The organism is Catenulispora sp. GAS73 (genome assembly GCF_041262085.1).
In the GTDB taxonomy this organism is placed as follows: Bacteria; Actinomycetota; Actinomycetes; order Streptomycetales; family Catenulisporaceae; genus Catenulispora.
The window spans coordinates 134822-152108 of the sequence record NZ_JBGCCM010000019.1; the positions used below are offsets into that span (position 1 = coordinate 134822).

The following is a 17287-nucleotide window of genomic DNA, read 5'->3' on the forward strand; positions in this document are numbered from 1 at the left end:
GATGCCGTCCTGGATCGACACAGCGTTACAGGGGTGAAGCTGTCCGTATATCGGCCCCTACGTCCGCGGTCGGCCGGTGCGGGTTTTGTGTATCGATTTCATAGATATCGCCCACGGCCCCGGTTGGATGGTGTACTTGTACTGTGAACGACAAGCCGTTCGTCCTATAACCGACACGGCCGCACGGTCTTCCCGGGACCGGGCAAGCGAGGCTATCGGGGAGGGTCCACGAGAAATCGGGCGCGCTGGGCGCCCGTTTCCGTCAGGAGGAGTCCATATGACCGCACGTACGCCGGACGCTGAGCCTCTGCTCACGCCCGCCGAGGTCGCCACGATGTTCCGCGTCGACCCCAAGACGGTCACGCGCTGGGCCAAGGCCGGCAAGCTGACCTCTATCCGCACTCTGGGGGGCCACCGCCGCTACCGCGAGCAGGAGGTCCGCGCTCTGCTGAACGGCATCCCGCCGCAGCGTGAGGGCTGACCCGCCCAGGGAATCTCGTCGCAGTACCCAACGGGGGACGTACCGGCGACGCTCCAAGGGACGGGCCCCTTGGAGCGTTTCGCTTGAGTAGCCCCCCCGGGCTGCACCACCTCGGGTCACGACCCGCATGCGGCGCCCCCGCCCCGAACTCCCGTTGGCGCCCACGTGGGGAAAAAACGTAACGCCCGCCACCTGGCGATGTCCCAGGAGGCGGGCGTTGTCGTGCGCACGACAGTACGAGGCGGAACAGGCACCGGTCCTGTGTGGGCAGAACCGGCACCTGTCCCTGTCTCCGAGGCGGGCCTCCGGGGTGGGGTCAGCCGGTGAAGGCCTCGAAGGTGTGCGAGAAGTCGTACGCGTTCTGCTGGATCGAGGAGCAGGTGGGTGAGGCCCACGACGCCGGCTGCGCACACGCCTGGTCCCGTGTCAGGGACCACATGGCCAGCCGGCCGATGTGGTGCTGCGCGGCGAACTGTTCGACGACTTTGGCGTCGGAGACCTGGAACACCTCGTCGGCGGTGTCGTTGACGCCGATCATCGGGGTGATCCCGACCATGGCCCACAGCTGGGCGTCGGTGGCGCTCGGGTAGACCATCTTGAGCTGGTCGTGCACGGACTGCGCGGACTGGTCGGCGTACTGGCCCATCTTCCCGGACGGGCTCGGGGCGGCCCAGTCCCCGAAGTCCATGGCCATCACGTTGACGACCGAGACCTTCAGATTGTTCTTGGCGGCCGCGGTGACGATGTTCACACCGTCCTGGGTCAGGCCCGAGGGCAGGACCGGCAGGGTCAGCGACACGTCCAGGGTCTTGCCGGCCGCGGCGTAGTCGGACTGGAGCTGCGCCAGCGCCTGTGCCCGGCGGGTGACCGAGGCCTGATCGGTGGTGGCCGCGCCCTCGATGTCGAAGTCGACGTGGGTGAGGTCGTAGGTGTCGATCACCGACTTGTAGGCGGCCTTCAAGCTCGGCACGTCGGTGCAGGCCCGGGCCAGTTCGGTGCCGTTGGCGCCGCCGAAGGAGGCGATGGCGTCGCCGCCCTTGGACCGCAGGTCCGCCAGGCCGGCCTTCAAGCTGGTCTCGAAGGTGGGGTCGGCGGTGCCGTTCCACGCCGGGGTGCAGCCGCTGCCGCCGGCGAGCATGAACGCCGCGGTGACGTACTTCGTGCCGGCCGCCGCCGCGATCGCGCCGAGGTCCTGGCGCTGACTGGTGTCGACGTACGGCGCGAAGGTGTAGGACGCGCCGGACGGCGGCGGGGCCGGCACCGACGGGGCCGAGGAGGGCGCCGAGGACGGCGCGCTGCTCGGGGCCGACGACGGGACGGTGCTCGGCTTGCTCGACGGCGCGCTGCTGGGAGACGCGCTGGAGCTCGGCACCGTGCCCGGCGCGCTGCTCGGGGCCGAGCTCGGACCGCCGCCGCCTGTCCCGCCGGACGTCCCGCCGCCCGCGCCGCCGTCGCAGGAGGCGCCGTTGACCAGGCAGTTCAGTGGCGCCGCGCTCCCGGAGGTGGCGTCCACCACGAAGCCGAACGTGGCGCTGGTCCCGGTGGCCACGTCGCCGGCCCAGGACGGGTTCGCGACGGTGATGTGCTGCCCGGCGGCGGTCATCGTGCCGTTCCACAGGGAGCTGATGCGCTCCCCGGCCGGCAGGTCGAAGGAGACGGTCCAGCCGTGCACGGTCTGGCCGGTGCCGTTGGCGATCGTGTACTGGCCCTGGAAGCCGGTGCCCCAGTCCGTGGTCTTGGCGAAGGCGGCCGTGACGGTTCCACTGCTGCTTCCGGCGGCGCCGGCCGAGAAGGCGGCGACGGCTCCGGCGCCGACGACGGCAGCGGTGGCTAGTGAGATCCCTATGACGCGGGCGCGCTTCGACAGTCCCATGATCGAGCGGTGTCTCCTTGCGGTTGTGCGAGTGGGTGGTGGCACAGCGAGCCAACCGCAAGGACGTTCGGGGGCGGAAGAAGGTTAGGACGATCCGGTCCGGATCTTGACTCCGTCTTGGCACTCGCACGGGTGTTCTTGGTGTCTCCTTTACTCAGTTTGCGGATTCTGTAGTGATCGCCTCCCTTTCGGGCCCTGAGAAGACCTTCAGGAGCAAGTAGAACGCGGGCAGGATGACCACCATCCCGAAGGCCATCGCGATCAGCAGGGCGTGCAGGTTCGCAGATCCCGCGGCCGAGTCGCGGGCGGTCGCCGCGCCGACGGCCAGATCCGGGTACTGAGCCGCAGCCCAGCCGAGCAGCACGCCGATCACGGCGGTGGCCGCCGTGGCGCGGGCCAGGACGTAGTGCCGCTTCCAGATCACCGCGATCGAGCCGAAACCGCAGACCACTGCGACGACCACGAACGGGATCGACCGCTCGCTGAAGCGGTGCGCGACGGTCGGTGCGTCCTGATACAGCAGCGGCAGCAGGGCCAGGCTGACGACGCCGGCTAGGGCTGCGGCGGCCAGGGCCCGGCGTCGGAAGGCGGGGACCAGGTCTTCGGTTGCCGGGTCGGTGCCGGCGTCGTAGCAGAGGTAGACGGCGGCCAAGAACGCGGTGACGACGACCGCGAAGACGCCGGCCACCAGGGTGAACGCGGACTCGAAGGGCACCAGGGGCCCGGAGTTCGGGGTGATCTTGCCGGTGGCCAGTGCGGCGCCGCTGACACCGAGCATGAACGGGGTGATCGAGGAGGCCACCGCGAAGACCCGGCTCCACAGGCTGTCGGGTCCGGCGGCGCCTTCGCCGTAGGCGCGGTAGACGTACGCCGCCCCGCGTAGCACGATGCCGGCCAGCGCCAGGGCCAGCGGCAGTTCCAGGCCGCGCGCGATGATGCCGAAGGCGGACGGGAAGCCGCTGAAGGTCGCGACGATCACGAAGATCAGCCAGACGTGGTTGGCCTCCCAGACCGGGCCGAGCGCGTGCGCGATGAGGCGGCGCTCGCGGTCGGCGTGGCGGCCGCGGGCCAGCAGGTCCCAGACGCCGGCGCCGAAGTCGGCGCCGGCCAGCAGCGCGTAGGCGGCCAGGGCGCAGACGATCACGCCGAGCAGGAGGTCGACGGCGGTCATCGGGCGGCTCCTTCCAGTTCGGGGCTGCTCTCAGGGGTCTGAGGTTCGGGGTTCTCGGCCTCTGGGCTCTGAGGTGCGTGCGCCGGGGACTCAGGGTCCTGTGGCCCGGGGATCTCGACGCCGTCCGCCAGCTCCGGCGGCGCGCCGGTCGCCAGCCGGCGCAGGATCAGCAGCAGCGCCGTGGCCAGCCCCAGGTAGACCACGATCGTGGCGATCAGCGACCAGCCGATGCCGCCGCTGGTCGTCGCGGCCTCGCGGACGGTCATCCGGCCGTAGACGATCCACGGCTGCCGGCCGGCCTCGGTGACCTCCCAGCCGGCCAGCATCGCGGCCATCGCGGCCGGTCCGGTGAGGCCACCGGCCAGCAGCCACGGCCGGCTCAGCGGGATCAGGGGGCGGACACCCTTGCGGCGCCGCCGGAACGCGACCACGGTGAGCAGGGCCGCGAGCCCGAGGATCGCCATGCCGCCGGCCACCATCGTGTCGAAGGCCAGGTGCACCACCGGCGTCGCAGGCTGCTGCTTCGCCGGCAGGATCTCCAGGCCCCGGATGGTCTTGTCGGTGCGGAAGCCCGTGAGCAGGGACAGGCCGTCGGGGATCTCGATGCCGAACCGGGTCTTGCCGGTGCTCGGGTCGTAGATGCCGCCGAGGGTCAGGGGCGCGTGGCTCTGGGTGTGGGTCAGGGCTTCCATCGCGGCGAGCTTCGCCGGCTGGTACTTCTCCACCACCCGCGCGGCCAGGTCGCCGACCACCAGCTGGAGCGGGGCCATGGCCAGCACCGTGACCAGGCCGACCCGGAAGCCGCGCCGGTGGTAGCTGTCGCGCCGGCCGCGCAGCATCCCGACCGCGTAGACCGCGGCGACCACCCCGCCGGTGCACATGAGCGCGGCGAGGAGCATGTGCAGCGACTCCGGCAGCGCGCCGGGGCCGGTGAGCGGCGCCAGCGGCTCGGCGGAGACGACCTTGCCGCCGACCTCCTTGACGCCGGTCGGCACGTTCATCCAGGAGTTGGCGGTGACGATGAACAGCGTCGAGAGCGTGCCGGAGATGGCGATCGGCCACAGCGTGAGCCAGTGCGCCCGCGGCGACAGGCGCTTCCAGCCGTAGAGGTAGAGGCCGACGAAGATCGCCTCGGCGAAGAACGCGAAGGCCTCCAGCGTGAAGGGCAACCCCAGCACGCCGCCGTAGCGCGCCATGAACGCCGGCCACAGCAACCCGAACTCGAAGGAAAGGACCGTTCCGGACACCGCGCCGATGGCGAACAGCACTGCCATCACCCGGGACCACTTGCGCGTCAGGGCGAGCCACGTCGGGTCGCCGGTCTTCAGCCACCGGCCCTCGGTGAACAGCAGGAGCCAGGGAAGCCCCACCCCGAAGACCGCGAAGACGATGTGGAAGGCGAGCGAGAACCCGGTCTCGACTCGGGCGTCGGTGAGCGTGCTGCCGAGCATGGGCGTCTCCCATAGGTTCTACGATCCGTAGAAGTTCTACCAGTTGTAGAGTAACCCCATGGCGAACGAGCGCGCGGGCGGCCCCCCAAGACTGGGCGAACTGGAGCGCGCGGTGATGGACGTCCTCTGGAACGCCCCCGACGGAAGCACCGCGCAGGAGATCGTCGAACGCCTGGCGGCCCGCGACGGCACCGCCGAACTGGCGGCGACGACGGTGCTGACGGTGCTGGACCGCCTCCGCCGCAAGGACTTCGTGGAACGCGAACGCGCCGGCCGAGCGCACCGCTACCGCGCGGCACGCACACGCGACGACGTGATCGCCGCCTCGATGCTCGCAGTCCTGGAGACGACGGACGACCGCCGCTCGGCCCTGGTGCGCTTCGCCGGCTCGGTGTCGCCCGAGGAAGCGGCGCTGCTGCGCGAGGCCTTGGCGGGGCTGGAGGAGTAGACGGCGCGGTGATGGTCGGCGGTGCGGGCGCCTGCGCCGAGCGGGCAGAGATCGGCAGGCGGCGGCCAGGCGGCGTGCGGGCTGGCGCGATGTGCTGCGAGGCAAGTCGGCAGGTGGCGCGGCGGTGCTCGCTTCGCGCCGGGCGCGGCAGAAAAGTCGGCGGCCCAGCGGCGTGCGGCCTGGCCCGGCATGCAGCGCGGCGGGTCTGAGAAGCTTGTTGAGATGAGTGTTTCGCCGGCCGCCCCGGGCATGTCGACCGCCGTCTTGCGGGCGGCGCGCCATGTTTTCTGATGCCTGGCCCCTGGCCGTCCTCGCGGTGCTGTTGGCGTGGCCGGTCCCGGTGTTCCTGGCGCGCGCTGCGTGGCCGCGTCGTCATGCCCGGGCCGCGATCGCGTTGTGGCAGGCGGTCGGCGTCGCCGGTGGGCTGTCGCTGATCGGTGCGCCGCTCGCGGTCGGGGTGGCGCCGCTCGACAAGCATCTGCGGACAGGCTTGGTCGAGCTGTGGCGTGATGCGTTCCACCTGCGGGTGCCGAGTTCGCTGGGCCTCCTTCAGGAAGCCGCGCTGGCGCTCGCGGCCGTGCTCACCGTTCGGCTGGTCGGCGTGACGTTGCTCTCAGCCTTTCGGATCGAGCGGGATCTGCGCCGTCAGCGCGATGCCGTCGATCTCGCCGCCGAGCACGCCGATCGCCAGCTCCGCGTCCTCGAACACGCCGCGCCCGCCGCCTACTGCCTTCCGGGTACGCGGCCGCGCATCGTCATCACCGAGGGGACCATCGCCGCGCTCGCGCCCGATGAGCTCGAAGCGGTGCTCGCGCACGAGCGTGCGCACGCGAAGTGGCGGCATGAACTCGTGGTCCAGCCGTTCGTCGCCTGGGAGTCGGCGTTGCCGCTGCCCCCGGCACGCCGCGCGACGGCCTCGGTCACCGCGCTCGTCGAGATGCTCGCCGACGATCACGCCGCCCGCTCCGCCGGACGCCCCGCGCTGGCCCGGGCCCTGGTCGCCATCGGCGGGACCGCGGGGCCGGTGCCGAATCAGCGCGCTGACAACAGCTCCGGCGCCGCTCGCAGCACCCCGACGCTCGACCGCGTGCAGCGCCTGGTCAAGCCCGCCAAGAACGCCGCCGCTTTCACCGAGCGCCTCATCGGCCCGGCGGCCTGGTTCGCCGCGATCCTGCTCGTCGCGGGACCGACCTGGTACGTCCTGCGCTGACTCAGCCCCCGAAGAAAGCCGCCGCCGCCGAAGCCAGCAGGAACGGATCGTCCGCCCCGCCCAACTCCCGCGCCGAGTGCATCGACAGCGACGTGATCCCCACGTCGAACGTCGTCACCCCGAGCTTCGCCGCGGTGATCGGCCCGATCGTCGTCCCGCACGGCAGCGAGTTCTTCCCCACGAAGTACTGCGTCGGGATCCCCGCGCGCTCGCACACGTCCGTCCAGATCGCGCGTCCGAGCCCGTCGGTGGCGTACCGCTGGTTGACGTTCGTCTTCAGCGCCGGGCCGCCGTTCAGCCGGGGACGGTGCCCGGGCTCGTGGCGCTCCGGGTAGTTCGGGTGCACCGCGTGGCTCATGTCGCTGGACATCACCACGGTCCCGGCCAGCGCCCGCGCGTAGTCGTCCGCACTCCCGCCGAACTGCGCCTGCGCCACCCGGGTGAGCACGTTGTTCAGCAGCGGCCCGCCCGCGCCGGTGTCCGACTCGCTGCCGGTCTCCTCGTGGTCGAACGCCGCCAGGACCGGGACGGCCGACAGCGGTCCGGCCGCTCCCGTGGACGCCGCGATCAGCGCCTGCACCCCGGCGTGCACCGAGACCAGGTTGTCCATGCGCGGGCCGGCGATCATCTCCAGGTCGCGGCCCAGGTACGTCGGCGGCGTCACGTCGTGCAGCATCAGGTCGAAGCCCAGCACGTCGCCGGCCGAGACCCCGGCCTCCTTCGCCGCGAACTCGATCAGTGCGCCGTCCTCCACCGGCCCCAGGCCCCAGGCCGGGGTCAGGTGCTGCTGCTTGTCCAGCAGCAGCCCGGTGTCGTTCACGCCGCGGTCCAGGTGGATCGCCAGCTGCGGCACGCGCATCAGCGCGCGGTCCACGTGCACCAGCGCCGCGTCGCCCCCGCGCAGCACCAGCCGTCCGGCCAGGCCCAGGTCCCGGTCCAGCCACGAGTTCAGCAGCGGCCCGCCGTACAGCTCGACCGCCACCTGCCGAAAGCCCGCCGAGCCGGTGTCCGGCAGCGGCTTGACCCGCAGGTTGGGGGAGTCGGTGTGCGCGCCGACGACGCGGAAGCCGGTGTGCGCCTTCGCGTTCTCCGGCGCGTACCAGGCGATGAGCGCCGCGCCGCGGATCACGTAGAACCCGCCGCTGCCGGCCCGCTCCCAGCCGGCGCTCTGCCGGAGCTGACGGAACCCGGCGGCCTCCAGGCGGGCGGCCGCGTTCGCGACCGCGTGGTACGGGGTCGGCGAGGCGGCGAGGAACGTGAGCAGGTCGTCCGTGTGGGCGCGGTCGAATATCGGCATGCTTCAGAGCATAAGAGACCGGCGCCCCTGTCACTGGGAGTGACAGGGGCGCCCGGGACTTCGTTATGGCAGTGGAACCCTCATGCGGGTACTAGTGCCGTCATGGGCCCTCACCCGCGGGCGCCGGCTCCGACCCTCTCGTCGTCCAGGTCGCTGATCCGCGGCAGACCCTCGCCCCGGTCGCCGTCCTGGTGCGAGGCCACGCCCTTGTGGCCGGGCCACCAGGCCCTGGCGCCCATCAGCGCGGTGAACGCCGGCACCAGGAACATCGACATGATGAACGCCGCGATGCTGATGCCGATCGACACCGCGAACCCGATCTGCTGCATCATCGACAGCCCGCCCAGCATCAGCGAGGCGAAGGTGCCGGCCAGGATCAGGCCGGCCGAGGCCACCGACGGTCCGGCGTGCTCGACGGCCAGGGCCGCCGCCCGCTTCGGCTCGTTGCCCTCGCGGGCCTCCTCGCGGAGCCGGGAGATCATCAGGATGTTGTAGTCGGTGCCGATCGCCACCACGAACAGGTAGACCATGACCGGCAGCATGAACATCATGCCGGGCTTGTTCTGGACGGTCTGGAACATCAGCACCGAGGCGCCCAGGGTGCCGGCGTAGCCCAGCCCCACGGCCACCATCAGGTACAGCGGCGCGACCAGGGCCCGCAGCTGGAGCGCCAGCACCAGGAAGATCAGCAGGCCGGCCACCGGCAGGATCAGCGCCAGGTCGGAGTTGTTCGCCGACTGGATGTCCGCCAGCGCCGCGGTCCCGCCGCCGACCAGGGCCTTGGTCCCGGCCGGTGCCGAGCTGTGCGCCAGGGCCTTCAGCGGGCCGTTGACCGCGCTCATCGAGGACGCGGCGAACGGCGAGTCCTTGGTCAGCACCTGGATGTGCGCCGCGGTGCCGGCCGGGTTGTACTCCACGGTGGCGCCCTTGGTCCCGGCCGGGGAGCCGGGCTTGACCGGGAACGGCATCAGGCCGCCGAGCTGCGGCGAGGCCGTGCCGAGGGCGTCGGCGTAGCTCTGGATCTGCCCCCGGTCCAGGGTCTTGCCGTCGGTCGAGGTGACGATCACGTCGGTCGCCGCGGTGGCGCCCTGAGCGAACCCGGCGTTCTGCATGTCCTTGATCGCGATCGTGGACTCCACGCCGGCCGGCATCTGCGACTGCTGGTCGTAGTCGGCCTTGAAGCCGGTCGCGCCGATCGCCAGGCCCGCCATGATGACGAAGGAGACCGCGGCCACCGCCGCCGGACGCCTGCCGACCAGGTTGCCCACCTTGCGCGCCGGACCCGCGGTGGGGATCTTGCGCCACTTCTTGCCGGGCCAGAAGATCTTCGTGCCCAGCTTCACCATCAGCGCCGGCACCAGGGTCAGGCCGGCCAGCAGCATCACGGCGACCGCGATCGCCAGCGCCGGGCCCAGCGAGGTGAAGGCCTTGAAGGTGGCCAGGCCCAGGGCGCAGAAGGCGATGATGACGGCCGCCGCGGCCGAGGCGATGGCCTCGCCGACCCGCTCGACCGTGGTCTGGACGGCCTGCTCGATCGTGTCCCCGGCCCGCAGCCGCTCACGCAGCCGGAACAGCAGGAAGACGATGTAGTCGGTGCCTATGCCGAACAGCACCACGACCAGCATGATCTCCAGGAACGACTGCACGTGCAGGCCGAATCCCTTGGCCATCAACGCGATGACCGGCTGGGAGACCATCATCACCAGGAACACCGACAGGATCGGCAGCAGTACCGCGATGACGCCCCGGAAGATGAAGCCCATCAGGACGATGATCAGCAGCAGCGTGGCGATCATGACGATGCCGGTGGCCTTGTTCGACGAGTCCGAGGTGTCCAGGCCCATGGCCGCGTCGCCCGTCACCTCGGCCTTCATCCCGGTGCCGTTCAGCTTGCTCGCCAGGTCCGCGCGCAGCGCCTTGACGGCGTCGCTGCTCCCCTTCTGGTCGCCCTGGTCGGCGGTCAGCTTCGCGAACATCAGCTGAGCGGTCTGCTTCGGCGACACCTGACCGGCCTGCACCCCGGCCACGCCGGTGATGTGGTCGTCGGTCAGCGTGGTCGCCAGGTCCGAGACCTTCTGCTGCTCGGCGGCCGACAGCGCGCCGTCGCCGACCGGCCGGATCACGATGGTCGCGACCTGTCCCACGGTCGAGGGGAACTCGGCGTCCAGGGCGTTCTTGGCCTGGATCGACTCGTACTTGGAGGGCAGGAAGGAGGACTGGTTGTCGTTCGTCACGCTGGACAACTGCGGGCCGAGGGCGACGAGCGCCACGGCCGCGATGATCCAGCCGACGATGATCTTCCAGGGATTGTGGACGACGAAGCGTCCGAGCCGTCCGAACATGGGCGAACTCCTGAAGCGGTCTGGAGGCGGAGCGGTCTGATTTCGAGATATGTCTTGTGCAAGCTTTCACAAACTTACCGTGCGGCAAGTAGGCTGGGCTTCGAGAATTTGGCCCTGAGAGGGTTCATGAGACGCACCTCACAGTCGGAGCACGACCCGGGCGGCACCAAGGAACGCATCCAGCAGGTCGCGCTGGAGCTGTTCGTGCTGCACGGGTACGAGAAGACCTCGCTGCGCGAGATCGCCGACCGCCTCGGCATCACCAAGGCGGCGCTGTACTACCACTACGCCTCCAAGCAAGAGCTGCTGAAGTCGGTCACGCAGCCGCTGATCGACGAGTTCGAGCTCCTGGTCGCCGGCGACCCGGACCCGGAGACGTTGCTGCGCTCCTACATCGACCTGTTGGACCGGCACCAGGCGGTCTTCCAGCTGGTCGCCAACGACCACGCCAGCCTGGCCGCCGCCGAGCTCGTGGAGCGTTCGGTGAAGCTGCGGCGGGACGTCAACCGGCGGCTGGCCGGACCCGATCCGCGGCCCGAGGACTACATCCGCGCCGCCGCCGCGTTCGGGGCCATATCGCAGGGCTTCATGATCGCGCGGCGGGTTGAGTCCGCGGCCGATCCGGCGCTGCCGGACATCGAGGCGGCTGCCGCCGCGGCGGCCGGCCTGCCGGCTCCGGCCGACTACCCCGAGGGCGCCGAACTCGCCGAGATCCTGCTCGCGGCGGCGCTCGCGGTGTTGCGCTCCGGCTCCGGGTCCTGACGGCGGTCCCACCATCAGGCGTGCGGTCTCCCAAGTCCGCACGAAAACCCTGCTGGGCCCGGCGGCACCACGCCTATCCTGGTGGGGATGGATCTCGCGCTGCTGAGGACGTTCCTCGCCGTCCACCGCGCCGGCTCGCTCACCCGGGCCGCCGCGGACCTCGGCGTGTCCCAGCCCGCGGTGACCGCGCAGATCAGAACCCTGGAACAACGCGTCGGCCGGGAGCTGTTCGTCCGGCTGCCGCGCGGGGTGGCGCCCACGGCCGCCGCCGACGAGCTGGCTCGCGCCGTCGCCCCGCATCTGGACGCGCTCGCCGCGGTCGCGCACGAGACGCTGATCCCCGACTCCGGCTCGCACGCCGTGGTCCGCATCGGCTGTCCGGCCAGCCTCACCGCGACGCTCCTGCTCCCGGCCCTCGCCCCTTTGGTGGACGAGGGCCTTCGTGTTGTCGTGGCCGGCGGCCGCAGCGAAGAGCTGGTCGCGCAGCTGGCGGCCGGCCGGCTGGACATGACGCTGTCGGTCACCCGGCCGCGGCTGCCCGGGGTCACGGTGATCCCGCTGGCCGACGAGGAGTACGCGCTGGTCGGCGCGCCGCGCTGGAAACCGTTCGACCGCACCGGCCGCACACCGCTGCTGGATCTCGCTGAGAATCTTCCTTATATAGGTCTCTACTGGTCGTCCGTATACGACGCCGAATCCCCGTCCCACGCCGCGCTGGTCATCCCCGACCTGCGCGGCGTTCTCGATGCGGCGGTGGCCGGCTGCGGCGTCGCGGTGCTGCCCCGGCCGCTGTGCGCGCCGGCCCTGGACGACGGGACGCTCGTCCTGCTCGATGAACCGGAGATCCCGCCGATCCGTACTCTTTTCGTCGCGGTCCGTGGACAGCGGGCTCGGTCGGCGGCGGTCGGGCGAGTGCGGGACCGGCTGATCTCTGTGGCCTCGCGCTGGTGAGAAAGGCCTGCCGCCGATAACGAAGGCAAAGCGAAAGCCAAGAGTGGGTCAAGAGTCGCCGCTGCGACATGGGCCCGCCTGGGATCCGGCACCGGAGCGCATACGGGCTTTGCTTGGTTGTTCTACAGTGGGCGGGTCTGCCCGAGGGGGTTCAGAGAACCATGGAGACTTGTCAGCACTGCGGGACCGTCCTGCCGAAAACGCCGGGGGCGCGTTATTGCCCCAATTGCGGCGAGATGTCGGCGACGGTTCCGGCTGCTGCGTCCGATCCGACCCAGGCCTACGCGGCCGTGGGCGTGGGCAATCAGGGCGCGCCGAGCGCCCCGCCCGACAATGCCGTGAACAGCGGTATGACGTGGGCGCTGCCACCTCAGGAGGCGGCGACTCAGGCCATCCCGGCGCAGAGCGCTCCGCCGGAGCCGGACCCGTTCGCTCATCTGTACCGCCCCGAGGGCGGTGCGGCGCGGGCCAACCCGAACGCCACGCAGGTGATGCAGCCGGTCTCGCCCGACTTCGGCCGACCGGGGTATGACCAGCCCGCGTATGACCAGCCGATCGACTACCAGGCCGGGGGCGGCGGCGCCTACGCCGAGCCCTACGACGCCGGGTACGCCGACGACTACCCGGGCGAGCCCGGGGACGGCCGGCGCTCCAACCGCGGCGCGATGATCGGCATCGGCGTCGCGGCCGGCGCGGTCCTGGTGATCGTGGTCTCGTTGATCACCCTCGGCGGCGGCAGCTCGACTCCGACCGCGGCGCCCGGCGGTGCGCAGGGCTCGGTCACGACCCCGACCGGGACGCCCAGCTCGGCCGCGCAGACGTCGGCGCCGGCCAGCACCTCGACCAGCTCCTCGCCGAGCAGCTCGGCCAGCTCGCCGACCCAGCACACCCCGGGTCAGCTGCAGCTCGGCGACACCGGCGCCGAGGTGAAGTGGCTGCAGACCCGGCTGCACCAGCTCGGGCTCTACAACGGCCCGATCAACAGCACCTTCGACGCGCAGACGCAGGCCGCGGTCGCCGCCTTCCAGAACCGGACGCACGCGACGGACCCCTCCGGCGTCGTCGGCCGGTCCACCCGGACCGCGCTGATCGCCGCGGGGAGCAAGCCCACGCTGACCGTTCAGCTGGGTGCGGGCCTTCCGATCTTCGGCGGCGGGGACAAGCACCACAAGGGCCCGAACCCCGCGGACGTCAAGCGGCTGCAGCAGGCGCTGGCCGTGGCGCTGAACTCGAACGTGAAGGCCAGCGGCCAGTTCGACACGGACACGTTCGCCGCTGTGGTGCAGTACCAGAGCGCGTTGCACATGTCTCCGGACGGGGTCGTCAACGGTCCGGTGTGGACGGCGTTGCAGCAGGGGCAGATCGTCGGCTGAGCCCGCGGATCCGTGGCGCGCGTATCAGACCCGCGCGTCCGGATGGCACGTCCCGATCGCACGTCCGGATCGCACGTCCGGATCGCACATTCGCATCGGGAAACGGCCGCCGCGCATGGCGTCGGCCGCTTCCGCGTCAGCGCTTCTTCAGCGCTTCTTCGGAGCGCGCAGCTCCGAGGCGTCCTTCAGGCCGACCTCGACCAGCAGTGCGTCGCGTTCGGAGCGCGGGATCGAAGTCCACCGCTGGCCGCGCAGCGCGCCCTCCAGCGCGAGCAGCATGTGCGCGCACTCGTTGCCCTCGGCGGTGTCGGCGATCAGCTGCCATACCTCGATGGCGCCGCGCTCGCGGACCTCGTCCAGGGTGGTGACGCCGACGTCGCGGAGCCGTTGCGTCAGCACCGGCCCTATGTTCACGGCGTTCTGGATCGGGGTGACCGTCTCAGTCGAACTCACGCCTCCAAGCCTGAACCGGGAACGGGAAGCGGGCATCCCGGACTGACCCGTCAGGGGACGCGGACCGCTCAGACGATGGTGACCGGCTCCTCGGTGGCCTCGCCGTCGACGATCCGGAACGAGCGGAACTGAAAGTCCCCGAGTTTGTCCGTGTCGCGCGTGGACACCAGCACGTAATGCGCATTGGGTTCCATGGCGATACTGATGTCAGACCGCGACGGACGGGCCTCGGTCGAGGTGTGCGAGTGGTAGATGATCACCGGCTCCTCGTCCCTGTCGTCCATCTCCCGCCACACCTTGAACTGCTCGGTCGAATCCAGGCTGTAGAACGTCGGCGACCGCTCCGCGTTGGTCATCGGCACGAAGCGCTCGGGCCGGTCCGACCCTTCGGGGCCGGCCACGATCCCGCAGGCCTCGTCCGGGTGGTCCTTGCGGGCGTGGGCGACGATGGCGTCGTAGATCTCCTGCGAGATGGTCAACATGCCCACCACGGTAGGCCAACCACCCGATCGGACGCATCGCCGCATCGCCTGGCGGGATCGGCGGCAGGGGTAGGGGTATGACGACCAGGACCGAGCCCTCGAAGGCGACCGTCGCACCCCGCATCGTGTTCATCGCCGCCGCCGCGGCCCTGGGCGGTTTCCTGTTCGGCTACGACTCGGCGGTCATCAACGGTGCCGTCACCGGGATCCAGCACGACTTCAAGGTCGGCAGCGGGACCACCGGCTTCATGGTCGCCGCGGCCCTGCCCGGGGCGGCCGCCGGGGCGATCGCCGGCGGCTGGCTGGCCGACCGGATCGGCCGGATCAAGGCCATGCAGATCGCGGCCGTCCTGTTCACGATCAGCGGCGTCGGCAGCATGTTCTCCTACCAGCCCTGGGACCTCACGATCTGGCGCGTCATCGGCGGCTTCGCCATCGGCATCGCCTCGGTGATCGGCCCGGCCTACATCGCCGAGGTCTCCCCGCCGGCCTTCCGCGGCAGGCTGACCGCCTTCCAGCAGCTGGCGATCGTCCTGGGCATCGCGATCTCGGCCGTGGTCAACTACGTGATCAACCAGTGGGCCGGCGGCACCAACACCGACCACCTCGGCGGGTTGGCGGCCTGGCGCTGGATGCTCGGCGCGGAGGTGGTGCCGGCGATCGTGTACGGGGTGCTGAGCTCGATGATCCCGGAGTCGCCGCGGTTCCTGGTCGCGGTCGGGCGCGACGCCCAGGCCCGGCAGGTGCTCGCCGAGGTCGAGGGCACGGACGAGAACGTCGGCACCCGCATCGCCGAGATCCGCGAACAGCTGGCCGGGGAGGTCAAACCGAAGCTGGTGGACCTGCTCACGCCGAGTCGCAGGAACCTGCTGGCGGTGGTCTGGATCGGCATCGCGCTGTCGGTGTTCCAGCAGTTCGTCGGCATCAACGTGATCTTCTACTACAGCTCCCTGCTGTGGCAGTCGGTCGGCATCAACACCTCCAACTCGCTGCTGATCTCGATGATCTCGGCGGTGGTGAACATCGCCGGCACCGTGGTCGCGATGGCGCTGGTGGACCGGATCGGCCGGCGTCCGCTGCTGCTGATCGGCTCGGTGGGCATGGCCGCGACGCTGGGGCTGTGCGCGTGGATGTTCTCCTACGGCAGCCACGTCAACGGGAAGACGACCATGCCGAAGGGGCAGGGGATCGCCGCGCTGATCGGGGCGAACGCCTACGTGTTCTTCTTCGCGATGTCCTGGGGCGTGGTGGTGTGGGTGCTGCTCGGCGAGATGTTCCCGAACCGGATCAGGGCCTTGGCCCTGTCGGTCGCGGCCAGCGCCCAGTGGCTGGCGAACTGGCTGGTGACGGTCTCGTTCCCGTCGCTGTCCCGTTGGAGCCTGGCCGGCGCGTACTCGCTCTACGCGATCGCCGCCGCGATCTCCATCCCCTTCGTCTACTACCTGGTACGCGAAACGAAGGGAAAAACCTTGGAGTCCATGGGTTAGGTGTCGCGTAAGGACCCTTCTGCGTCGCAGGATGGACCCATGGGCCTTGACTTCCGCACCGATCCGGAGACGTTGCGCGAGATCGTCGACGATCCCGCCGCACTGTCCGCCCGGATCGGCACCCTGGCCGCGCTCGACCTGGAGGAGATGCCCGACGCCCGCTCGGAGTACGCCAACCTGCTGCGCATCGCCGGCCGCCATGAAGAGGCCGCCCTCGAAGCAGAACTGACCCTCGCCTCCGCCGACATGTCCGGAGACCTCCGCCGCATGGTCCGCGCCATGCTCCTGGTGGGCCACGCCCGCCAGTGGCGCGGCGAATGGGACCAGGCCGACACCATGTTCCACCGCGCCGAGAAACTGGCCCTGTACCTGAAGGACGACCACCTGGTCGCCGCCGCCGCCCACCACTCCGGCCGTAGCTTCTACGACCAGGGCAAGCACGTGGAGGCGGCGCTGCGCTTCCGGCTCGCGCTGGAGATCGACCAGCGGATCGGGAGCCCGAAGCTGCCGGTGGTGCGGGAGGCTTTCGAGGCGGCCATGGCGAAGTTATAGGGCTTCTAGCTGGGATGGGCTGGTCGGCGCGCTACGGTGGGCGCCGGCCGGCCTCAGCCGCCGAGCCGGAATGCCGCGAGCTTGTACTCCGGATCGGCCCGCCTGACGTCCTGCTCCGGCAGCGCCTCCAGGGCGCCGCAGATCTCCGCCACCCGGCGCGGATCGGCGTGCCGCGTCCAGGCGATCTCCTCCCGTACTCGGCGCGCCCACTCGCGGGGCGACCGTCCCTGGCCGTGCCCGATGTAGTCGGCCGCTCCCGCCAGCTCCAGTCCTGCCGCTGTCGCGACGTCGCGCACCCGCTCCATGCCGTCGCTCGCCGGTGGCGCCAGCTCCTGTTGGGCCGCTCGGAGGATGTCGCCGACGTCGCTGGATGTCTCGAACTGCGCCGAGTTCTTGTCCACGGTCGTCACCATCACCCCGCCGGGCCGCAGTACCCGCGCGGCCTCGGCGATCGCTGCCGCCACCACGGTCTCGTCGACCAGGTGCAGCAGCCACATGAACGTCACCGCGCCCACCGACCGCGTCGCCACCGGCAGCCGTGTCGCATCGCCGCGTACCGCCGTTCCGCGGCCGGCGAGCCGGGGCCGTGCCCGCGCCAGCATCCCGGCGGACATGTCCACGCCGAGCACCGTCCGCCCCGGCGCCGCCAGCAGCTCCGTCACGATGCCGGTCCCGCACGCGACATCGACCAGCGACGTACAGTCCCCTGGCACCAACTCCAGCACGGCCCCGGCCGCCGCGCGGGCTCGCGCCACGCCGCCGCGCGTCTGGTCGTAATGGGCTGCTTCGAGGTCGTAATCCAGCACGCTGGAGACGATACGACGCCTACTCCCCGCAGAGTACGCACGCGACCTCCCCTCGCCGGACGCCCGCCTCGCCGAGGCAGGAGCAGGATCGGCTCAGACAGCACCGCAGAACCCGGAACGCGCTACGCAGAAGTAGAGCGCAGAACGC

16 protein-coding genes are annotated in these 17287 nt (G+C 70.8%); 8 read left to right on the forward strand and 8 right to left on the reverse strand.

Features of this window, described 5'->3' with window-relative positions; translation table 11 throughout:
• Positions 1 to 277 precede the first annotated feature (277 nt).
• Positions 278 to 481 (forward strand): developmental transcriptional regulator BldC, encoded by a 204-nt coding sequence (bldC, locus tag ABH935_RS27625; protein WP_012784549.1) that lies wholly within the window; start codon positions 278 to 280, stop codon positions 479 to 481.
• Between the two features lie 316 nt (positions 482 to 797).
• Here the strand turns inward: bldC and ABH935_RS27630 are convergent, their stop codons facing one another.
• The 3 genes from ABH935_RS27630 to ABH935_RS27640 form a co-directional block, all read right to left on the reverse strand.
• On the reverse strand, positions 798 to 2354 hold the full coding sequence (locus ABH935_RS27630) for a cellulose binding domain-containing protein (RefSeq protein WP_370380848.1): 1557 nt from the start codon (positions 2352 to 2354) through the stop codon (positions 798 to 800).
• A gap of 154 nt (positions 2355 to 2508) precedes the next feature.
• Positions 2509 to 3525, reverse strand: coding sequence for a cytochrome d ubiquinol oxidase subunit II (locus tag ABH935_RS27635; RefSeq protein WP_370380849.1), 1017 nt, complete (start codon positions 3523 to 3525; stop codon positions 2509 to 2511).
• Positions 3522 to 4976 carry a cytochrome ubiquinol oxidase subunit I gene (locus ABH935_RS27640; RefSeq protein ID WP_370380850.1) on the reverse strand — a complete coding sequence of 485 codons (1455 nt, stop codon included), beginning with the start codon at positions 4974 to 4976 and terminating at the stop codon, positions 3522 to 3524. The genes ABH935_RS27635 and ABH935_RS27640 overlap by 4 nt, the downstream gene beginning before the upstream one ends.
• 58 nt (positions 4977 to 5034) lie before the next feature.
• Between ABH935_RS27640 and ABH935_RS27645 the strand changes: the two genes are divergently transcribed.
• Positions 5035 to 5424, forward strand: coding sequence for a BlaI/MecI/CopY family transcriptional regulator (locus ABH935_RS27645; protein WP_370380851.1), 390 nt, complete (start codon positions 5035 to 5037; stop codon positions 5422 to 5424).
• 280 nt (positions 5425 to 5704) lie between these two features.
• Positions 5705 to 6634, forward strand: coding sequence for a M56 family metallopeptidase (locus tag ABH935_RS27650; RefSeq protein WP_370380852.1), 930 nt, complete (start codon positions 5705 to 5707; stop codon positions 6632 to 6634).
• Position 6635: 1 nt separating this feature from the next.
• Here ABH935_RS27650 and ABH935_RS27655 read toward each other — a convergent pair whose 3' ends face one another.
• Positions 6636 to 7931: a M18 family aminopeptidase gene (locus tag ABH935_RS27655; RefSeq protein WP_370380853.1), complete on the reverse strand. Its 1296-nt coding sequence runs from the start codon at positions 7929 to 7931 to the stop codon at positions 6636 to 6638.
• A 110-nt stretch (positions 7932 to 8041) separates the two neighbouring features.
• Positions 8042 to 10273 carry an MMPL family transporter gene (locus ABH935_RS27660; protein ID WP_370380854.1) on the reverse strand — a complete coding sequence of 744 codons (2232 nt, stop codon included), beginning with the start codon at positions 10271 to 10273 and terminating at the stop codon, positions 8042 to 8044.
• A gap of 126 nt (positions 10274 to 10399) precedes the next feature.
• Between ABH935_RS27660 and ABH935_RS27665 the strand changes: the two genes are divergently transcribed.
• The 3 genes from ABH935_RS27665 (at position 10400) to ABH935_RS27675 (ending at position 13359) form a co-directional block, all read left to right on the forward strand.
• On the forward strand, positions 10400 to 11035 hold the full coding sequence (locus ABH935_RS27665; protein WP_370380855.1) for a TetR/AcrR family transcriptional regulator: 636 nt from the start codon (positions 10400 to 10402) through the stop codon (positions 11033 to 11035).
• A gap of 87 nt (positions 11036 to 11122) precedes the next feature.
• Complete coding sequence (locus ABH935_RS27670) at positions 11123 to 11986, forward strand: LysR family transcriptional regulator (protein ID WP_370380856.1); 864 nt, start codon at positions 11123 to 11125, stop codon at positions 11984 to 11986.
• A gap of 236 nt (positions 11987 to 12222) precedes the next feature.
• Complete coding sequence (locus ABH935_RS27675; protein ID WP_370380857.1) at positions 12223 to 13359, forward strand: peptidoglycan-binding protein; 1137 nt, start codon at positions 12223 to 12225, stop codon at positions 13357 to 13359.
• 147 nt (positions 13360 to 13506) lie between these two features.
• Here ABH935_RS27675 and ABH935_RS27680 read toward each other — a convergent pair whose 3' ends face one another.
• Both ABH935_RS27680 and ABH935_RS27685 read right to left on the reverse strand, forming a co-directional pair.
• On the reverse strand, positions 13507 to 13812 hold the full coding sequence (locus ABH935_RS27680) for a TfoX/Sxy family DNA transformation protein (protein ID WP_194893594.1): 306 nt from the start codon (positions 13810 to 13812) through the stop codon (positions 13507 to 13509).
• Positions 13813 to 13880: 68 nt separating this feature from the next.
• Positions 13881 to 14294: a Mov34/MPN/PAD-1 family protein gene (locus ABH935_RS27685; protein ID WP_370380858.1), complete on the reverse strand. Its 414-nt coding sequence runs from the start codon at positions 14292 to 14294 to the stop codon at positions 13881 to 13883.
• Between the two features lie 77 nt (positions 14295 to 14371).
• Between ABH935_RS27685 and ABH935_RS27690 the strand changes: the two genes are divergently transcribed.
• Complete coding sequence (locus ABH935_RS27690) at positions 14372 to 15781, forward strand: sugar porter family MFS transporter (RefSeq protein WP_370380859.1); 1410 nt, start codon at positions 14372 to 14374, stop codon at positions 15779 to 15781.
• 39 nt (positions 15782 to 15820) lie between these two features.
• A complete protein-coding gene (locus ABH935_RS27695) occupies positions 15821 to 16333 on the forward strand; it encodes a tetratricopeptide repeat protein (protein WP_370380860.1) in 513 nt (170 codons plus the stop codon).
• A 53-nt stretch (positions 16334 to 16386) separates the two neighbouring features.
• Here the strand turns inward: ABH935_RS27695 and ABH935_RS27700 are convergent, their stop codons facing one another.
• On the reverse strand, positions 16387 to 17139 hold the full coding sequence (locus ABH935_RS27700) for a class I SAM-dependent methyltransferase (RefSeq protein ID WP_370380861.1): 753 nt from the start codon (positions 17137 to 17139) through the stop codon (positions 16387 to 16389).
• Positions 17140 to 17287: the final 148 nt, after the last annotated feature.